The organism is Dietzia sp. B44, assembly GCF_014145245.1.
In the GTDB taxonomy this organism is placed as follows: domain Bacteria; phylum Actinomycetota; class Actinomycetes; order Mycobacteriales; family Mycobacteriaceae; genus Dietzia; species Dietzia natronolimnaea.
In genome coordinates, this window is record NZ_JAALEF010000186.1 from 1 (window position 1) to 2,627 (window position 2,627).

Here is a 2,627-nt window from a genome sequence, read left to right on the forward strand (position 1 = left end):
TCCGGCCCACCGCCTCGATCGACTCACCGCGGGCGTCCTGGTGTTCACCGTCGACCCCGCCCACCGCGCCGCCTACCAGGACCTCTTCGCCGCCCGGCGGGTCGCCAAGTCCTATCTGGCCGTGGCCCCCGCGCCGGAGGGGACGCCGCACGTCCGTGAGCGGTCCAGCCGGATCGTCAAGACCCGCGGGGTGCTGCAGGCCGCCGAGGTGGACGGCCCACCGGACGCCCACACCCGGATCATGCTGCTCGGGGTGCGTGAGCCCGACCCGGGCGGGTCGGCCACGCCGCTCGGCCTGTACCGCCTCGAGCCCTCCACCGGGCGTACGCACCAGCTCCGCGTCCACATGAACGCGCTCGGCACGCCGATCCTCGGCGACGACCTGTACCCGCGGGTGCGGACGATCACGCCCGGCGACTTCTCCCACCCGCTGCAGTTGCTCGCGGAGACCATCGGGTTCACCGACCCCGTCTCCGGTGCCGAGCGCCGATTCAGGACCCGCAGGTCGCTCGAGGCGTGGCCGTCCGGGAAGGCCCGGGCGCAAGATCCGGGCCATCCCCCATCGGCACCCGCTCCGAACTCCTGCATGCTTTAGGTCGACCACCACGATCCAGGGGAGCAGATGACCACGCAGGCCGAGACCCAGCACCGGGCGGAGGGCGCGGAGCTCGCAGCCGTCGCCACCGACCTCGTCATGACCTACGGCGAGGGCGAGACCGAGGTCCGCGCGCTGGACCACGTCAGCGCCTCGTTCGAGCGCGGACGGTTCACCGCGATCATGGGCCCGTCCGGCTCGGGCAAGTCCACGCTCATGCACTGCATGGCCGGCCTGGACCGGCCGACCTCGGGTTCGGTGCGCGTGGGTGACACGGAGATCGTGGGACTGGCGGACAAGGAACTCACCGCGCTGCGCCGCGACCGGATCGGGTTCGTGTTCCAGTCCTTCAACCTCGTCCCCACCCTGACCGCCGAGGAGAACATCACGCTCCCGCAGGACATCGCGGGCCACGCCATCGACCGCGCGTGGTTCGACGAGGTGATCGGGCGGCTGGGGATCGCCGACCGCCTGTCCCACCGCCCCTCGGAGCTGTCCGGCGGACAGCAGCAGCGCGTCGCCTGCGCGCGTGCGCTGGTGGGGCGCCCGGACATCCTGTTCGGCGACGAGCCCACGGGAAACCTCGACTCCACCTCGTCGGCGGAGGTGCTGTCGATCCTTCGCAGTGCGGCGGACGATTTCCAGCAGACCGTCGTCATCGTCACCCACGACCCGCGTGCCGCGACCTACGCCGACCGCGTCCTGCTGCTCGCCGACGGCCGGGTCGTGCGTGAGCTCTCCCATCCCACGTCCGACGAGATCCTGGCGGCCATGGGCGCGCTCGAGGAGCGGTGATGGCCGCCCGCCACGCCGCTGGTCACGCCCCCAGCCATTCCCGGCCCATGCTCCGGGTGTCCCTGCGCAACATCGCGGCGCACAAGCTGCGACTGGTCCTGTCCGTCCTCGCCGTGGTGCTCGGCACCGCGTTTGTCACCGGTTCGCTGGTGTTCACCTCGACCCTCAAGAGCACGTTCGACGGCCTGCTCGACCAGGGCACGCAGGACCTGTCCGCGATGATCGAACCCGAAGATCCCCGGGGCGCCGGGGTGCCGTTCGAGGTCGCCGACCGCGCGCTCGGACTGCCGGGCGTCGAGGCCGTCACCCCCGGGGTGACCGGCACAGTGGTGATGTTCAACGCCGACGGCACGCCTTATCAGTCGGGTGGCGCCCCGTCGGAGGGGTTGGAGTGGGTCGAGCCCGACCAGGCCGTCGGGAGCAGTAGTTGGATCTCGGACGGGCGCGCTCCGGCCGCGGACGGCGAGGTCGTCCTCCCCGAGTCGGTGCTGGACAATGCGGGACTTGAGATCGGCGACTCCGCGCGGGTGTACACCACCTCCCAGGGGATGATCGACGTCACGGTCGTGGGCACGTACTCCTCGGAGACCGACGTCGGCGGCTACGTCGGGGTCGGCTTCACCTCCGCACAGGCCCGCGCCCTGTTCACCGACGGGGAGAACGCCACCAACGTCGCCGTCCGCGCGGTCCCCGGCGTGAGCCAGGAGGAGATGCGCGACACGCTCGCCGCCGAGTTCCCCGAGTACGAGGTGAGCACGGGCGAGGAGGTCAAGGAGAGGCTCTCCGAGCAGCTGTCGACCATCCTGGACTTCGTCAACTACTTCTTCGTGGCCTTCGGCCTGATCGCGCTGCTCGTGGGCACGTTCATCATCTACAACACCTTCTCCATGCTGGTGGCGCAGCGGTTGCGCGAGCTGGCCCTGTTGCGGGCGATCGGCGCGACCCGCGGGCAGCTCACCCGGTCCGTACTGGCCGAGGCCGCGCTGACCGGTCTGGTCGGCTCCGCGATCGGCGTCCTGGCCGGCTTCGGACTGGCCCGGGTCATCTTCGCCGTACTCGACGCCTTCGACCTGGGGATCCCCTCCGGGGCCCTGGCACTCACCCCGATGTCCGTCATCACCCCGCTGGTGCTGGGCTTCGTCGTCACCGTGTTCTCCGCCTGGGCGCCCGCCCGGCGCGCCGGACGCGTCGCCCCGGTCCAGGGCATGCGGGTCGGGGCCGCCTCCTCGGAGGCGGG

Annotated in this window: 3 protein-coding genes; all 3 read left to right on the top strand. The window is 71.5% G+C overall.

The genetic code is table 11. The features are described from left to right. A partial coding sequence (locus tag G6017_RS07020; RefSeq protein ID WP_241731409.1) for a pseudouridine synthase occupies positions 1 to 595 on the top strand: 595 nt, incomplete at its 5' end. Positions 596 to 622: 27 nt separating this feature from the next. Further along, complete coding sequence (locus G6017_RS07025; protein ID WP_179523574.1) at positions 623 to 1,390, top strand: ABC transporter ATP-binding protein; 768 nt, start codon at positions 623 to 625, stop codon at positions 1,388 to 1,390. Further along, a partial coding sequence (locus tag G6017_RS07030; RefSeq protein ID WP_241731410.1) for an ABC transporter permease occupies positions 1,390 to 2,627 on the top strand: 1,238 nt, incomplete at its 3' end. The genes G6017_RS07025 and G6017_RS07030, both read left to right, overlap by 1 nt.

What these genes read in the sequence shown, in the direction of transcription:
- G6017_RS07025 (WP_179523574.1), top strand. Translation starts at nt 623, where the DNA reads ATGACCACGCAGGCCGAGACCCAGCACCGGGCGGAGGGCGCGGAGCTC.